General features: G+C 62.2%; 4 protein-coding genes. All 4 read right to left on the bottom strand.

Annotated elements, in window-relative coordinates:
• The coding region (locus ACQY7U_RS13615) for a hypothetical protein (RefSeq protein ID WP_428645279.1) at positions 1-949 on the bottom strand (949 nt) is incomplete at its 3' end.
• A gap of 93 nt (positions 950-1,042) precedes the next feature.
• On the bottom strand, positions 1,043-2,041 hold the full coding sequence (locus ACQY7U_RS13610) for a peptidylprolyl isomerase (protein WP_428645277.1): 999 nt from the start codon (positions 2,039-2,041) through the stop codon (positions 1,043-1,045).
• 155 nt (positions 2,042-2,196) lie between these two features.
• Positions 2,197-2,958, bottom strand: a complete 762-nt coding sequence (locus ACQY7U_RS13605; RefSeq protein WP_428645275.1) for a cytochrome c3 family protein — start codon at positions 2,956-2,958, stop codon at positions 2,197-2,199.
• 185 nt (positions 2,959-3,143) lie between these two features.
• On the bottom strand, positions 3,144-3,938 hold the full coding sequence (locus ACQY7U_RS13600) for a cytochrome c3 family protein (protein ID WP_428645273.1): 795 nt from the start codon (positions 3,936-3,938) through the stop codon (positions 3,144-3,146).
• Positions 3,939-4,330: the final 392 nt, after the last annotated feature.

Genomic DNA, 4,330 nt, shown 5'->3' with positions numbered 1-4,330 from the left:
CGGCGCCGGAGTCTTCGTCCTCTGCGAGCGTGTCTTCGTAAAGCCCGTTGATCCCGAAGTTCGTTGTCAGGCGCGGCATGATGGGATAGTTGACACCGACAATGCCGCTGATCAGGACCTCGTCGGTGTCGTTTGCCGCGTTGGTTCCGGCGGAATCGACTACTTCGCGAAGGGCGCGCAGGGCGGAGGTTACCGTATAGGGAGCCTCCCGCGGGCGCCAGAAGCTCTGCGAGACGGCCTGCAGGGAGAGCCGGTCGCGCGAGCGCGAATCCTGATCCTCCTCCTCGCGGATCGCGGTGATGCGGTTCTGCAGATTGAACTGTGAATTGGGCGTATAGGCGTGGCTGAGAGTCACGAGGCCAGTCAACTGGTCCTCATCCTCGTCCTCCGGGTCACTCGCGGAAAATTCGCTCTGTGAGTATTCGAGGTTCAGTGTCGTCGCGTTGTCGATAAAGTTCTTGTTCACCGTGAGGCCGAGGGTGAGGTCCTCCTGAAAGCCCACTTCTTCCTGATCGACCGTCTGGTAGGTGAAGCGGCTGAAGGTCTTCAGATCGTTCGAGATGGACGCTCGGTTGGTGACGTTGACGCGATCGCGCACGAAGTCGAACCCGAAGCTGCCTTCGGTCCGGCTGTCGGTGTGGCTGTAGTTGATCGTCGAGGGGTACTGGCTGATCGGCAGGATTCCCAGGGTCATGTCGCCGCTGACCACCAAAGCATTGTCGTTGTTGATGCCGCCCTCGACGAAGCGATGGGTCAGGGAGGCGCCGCCTTCCGTCGTCACGAACCAGGGCTGCCAGACATAGCTTTTTGCGCGCAGGGTGCCGGTCACGGAGTTGCTGTATTCGCGCGGTTCCTCGTCGAACTGACGCGTTTGTGTGACATTGCCGATCGAGCCGGACAAAGCCACCGGTGGCAGGGTCGACATATCCGTTGAGCTGCAGGCAGTCATCTCACACCCAATCAGACAAATGACTGTGAGTCGGAGGGACCTCGCGGGGAGGGGGAGCCGGCACATAACCGCTTGCAGGGAGAGCAATGAAGATCATTCGACTTTCGCGGTTCCCTCCTCGCCCGGTATGACAATGTCCGCCTTGGCCCGCAGGTCGGCCAGAAACCCGCTCCAGCGTGTCTCAGAGTGCTCACGCTGATAGAGCTTCAGTACCCGGTCGCGCACCTCGGCAAATTCTCTGATCTGGGGCGCACTTCGTTCTTCGAGACGAAACAGCGTGTAGCCCTCGAGAACCTTTACCGGCGGAGACAGCTCTCCCTCGCCCAAGCGGTCGACCGCCTCCTGGGCCGATGCAGACAGCATGCCGCTGTGGATGAAACCGAGGTCGCCGCCTTGCGCAGCCGAGGCATGCGTCGAGATTTCCCTTGCCTTTTCCTCGAAGCTGGCGCCCGCGATGATATCTGCCGCCACAGTTTCGGCGGTTTGCCGCGCCTTTTCCCAGGTGGCGGCGGTTTCCCAGGGCGGAACGCCGATCAGGATCACCTTAAGGTTGGCACGCGAGGGCTCGGTGAATCGCTCGATATTGTCCCGGTAGAAAACCGTGAGAGCCTCATCTCCCGGGTCCTTGACCTGGCGGACGGCATCCTCCAAGGCGGAAACCTTGCTGCGCTCGATCAGCGCCGTGCGAAGCTGCGCCTCGTCGGCCTGGATCTGCTCCCAGGCTTCGGTGCCCTTGTAGCGCTCTTCAAGGCGCGCCATCTGCCGGTTGACAGCTTCGGGATCCTCCTCAAGTCCGCGCCTTGCGGCCTCGTGCACAAGAAGCCGTTGCAGAATCAGCGCTTCTGCGGCTTCCGACTTGACGGCTTCAAGACCGCCTTCCGGGACGCGGTGATAGAACTTGCTGCGAGCGAACTGGAGGAGAAAGGTCTGAAACTGCGACTCGCTCACTGTTTCGCCGTCGATGACGGCGAATACCGATTCCGATGCGTCTGCCGGCCCCGGCGGCAAGGCGGCCGCGAGGGTCATCAACAGCAGCGCCGCCCTCCCTATGGCGCCAAGACGCAGGGCTCCCCGACGTTTCTTCCTGTCCATTTTCGTGTCATCCGCAAAACACTTTTGTTTGGCCTTGTGTGGCCGGTTTCTTGTTCTGCGGCCCTTACTGGGCCGTCGTTCCTGTATGAGACTACGTCCATGGCAGCCGAATTATTTCAATGCGGCGCGGCGCGATACTCGCGAGGTCGATCTCCTCATTTCACGTGGCAGGCCTGGCAGACCTGGCCGTTGTCGTTGGCTATTCGCAGGAACAGCTCGTTCGTATCCGAGTGCGGGTCATGGCAGCTGCCGCATTCGACAAAGGGTTCCACTGATCCGTTGTTGTTCCGCGCATAGAGGATCATGTCCGACTTGTCGCGGGTACCGTTAGGCGCGATCTCGGTGTCAACCCACCACTGGGTCTGGCCGTTAATTTCCGCGGACTGGAGGCCCGGGCTGGCGCCGCCCTCCGTCTTGAAATCCGGGTCGATCGGCCCGTTGCCGCCGGGCGCATAGCCGCCGTACTGGATGCCGATGGGATGGTCGTTGCTGAGGTCAACTCCCAGCGTATAGCTCTGGTCGGGATCAAGGAAGCGGTCGCCGCCCCGCAGCGCAATGCCGGCCAGGCCGAAGTTGGCGCGGCCGGGACCGTTGATCACGATGTCGGTCGACTGGGTGCCGTCGTGACAGGTCAGGCAGGCAATCGAGACCGACCCGACAGCTAGTACCGCACCGTCCAGGGAGGAGCTGATGGAGCTGTCGTAGGTGGTGTAGGTGGCGCCCGTCGCCGGTTTGTTCCACAGCGGCGCATCAATATCGCCATTGGCGGCATGCGGTGTATGGCAGAACACGCAGATCTGGCTGACGCCGCCGCCGCGCAGGTCATGTCGGGTTGCGTCGATACCCTGGCCCATGGCGGGCGCCGCCGCTACGAGACAGGCCAAGGTGGCGATGCCGGAGTAACAGGTAACCGGCATCGAGGGCGAGGGCCCGCGATGCCGGTGCGTCCTTTCGGTTCCATTGCGCCCAACCATGATCGGCTATCGCTCGCCGACAGGCGCGGACGCGGTGGAGATCACTTGCCTGGCGTGACCGTTGCCTTTCTGCGCTCCGGCCACCGGCGCGCCGGTCGCCTGGCGCTCACCTCCGCAGTACAACTTCGCTACTTGACGTGGCATGCCAGGCAGACGTCGCTGTTGTCGTTGGCGATGCGCAGGAAGGTGCCGTTGACCGGATTGTGAGGATCATGGCAGCTCGCGCACTCGACAAAGGGCTGGAAGGTGCCGCCATTGTCGCGCCGATAGAGGATCATATCCGTCTTCTCGCGGACGCCGACCTGTGCGCCGACCTCGGCGGTGTCTACCCACCACTGCGTTACGGTGTTGATGCTGGCAGTGGCCGGGGTGACAAAATCCGGGTCGGAAACACCGCTTCCGGTGTCGAAGCCGCCATAGAGGATGCCGATCGGGTGGTCGTTGGTCAGGTCGGTGCCGATGTTGGCCACGGGGTTGAGGGGGGTGTTGGGGTTGCCCGTCGGATCGTCGATCTCGCCGGTGCCACCCAGGCTGCCGATACGCGCGCCACCGGGCGTGAAGTTGTCGCGTCCCGGGCCGTTGATGACGGTGTCCATCGCCTGTGTGCCGTCGTGACAGCTCAGGCAGGCGATCGAAACCGAACCGACGCCGAGTACCGCACCGTCCAGCGTCGTGCTGATCGTGCTGTCGTAAGTCTGATAGGTCGCGCCTGAGGCCGGCTTGTTCCACAGCGGCGCTTCGACGGTTGTCTCGGAGCCGTGTGGTGTATGGCAGTAGACGCAGATCTCGTTGTTGTCGCCGGTTCCCGTAGCTAGGTCGTGCCGCGAACCGTCAATGCTGGTCTGCGCTACAGCAATCGAACTTCCGCCGATCATGGCGGCCACAATCACAGCCGCCAAGAGGGCAACAGATGCCGTCTTCATCCGGACCTCCGTGTATTCGCCGAACCCCGTTGCACTTCTGCGGTGCGCCAAAGGTTCAAATAAACCCTGTGTCTTTAATCCCATACTTTCTGTGGGGGAACATTGACCGCGGTCAAGAAATCGAAAAAAAGCTGTAGCCCGACAGAAATTAGGTTAACGCGGACGGGGGCGCAGGCTCGACGCGGCGGAATTACCAGTCGATGCCATGTGTTTCCGGCGGTGATCAGGAAGATGCGGAGCCGTCCGGAGCGCCGGGCCGCGATCCCGCTGGAACGGCGGCAGGCCGGAAGACGTCGATCTTACTAAAGAATTGATCGACCAGATAAATCCGTCCGTCGGTATCGACCCAGACGCCCGCCGGCAGCAGGAACTGCCCGGGCCCTCCGCGCTCG

The organism is Roseibium sp., from assembly GCF_050301095.1.
Classification (GTDB): domain Bacteria; phylum Pseudomonadota; class Alphaproteobacteria; order Rhizobiales; family Stappiaceae; genus Roseibium.
Note: the sequence above shows the minus strand (reverse complement) of the source record. Positions and strands in the feature narration are given on the sequence as shown.

What these genes read in the sequence shown, in the direction of transcription:
- ACQY7U_RS13610 (WP_428645277.1), bottom strand. Translation starts at nt 2,041, where the DNA reads ATGGACAGGAAGAAACGTCGGGGAGCCCTGCGTCTTGGCGCCATAGGG.
- ACQY7U_RS13605 (WP_428645275.1), bottom strand. Translation starts at nt 2,958, where the DNA reads ATGCCGGTTACCTGTTACTCCGGCATCGCCACCTTGGCCTGTCTCGTA.
- ACQY7U_RS13600 (WP_428645273.1), bottom strand. Translation starts at nt 3,938, where the DNA reads ATGAAGACGGCATCTGTTGCCCTCTTGGCGGCTGTGATTGTGGCCGCC.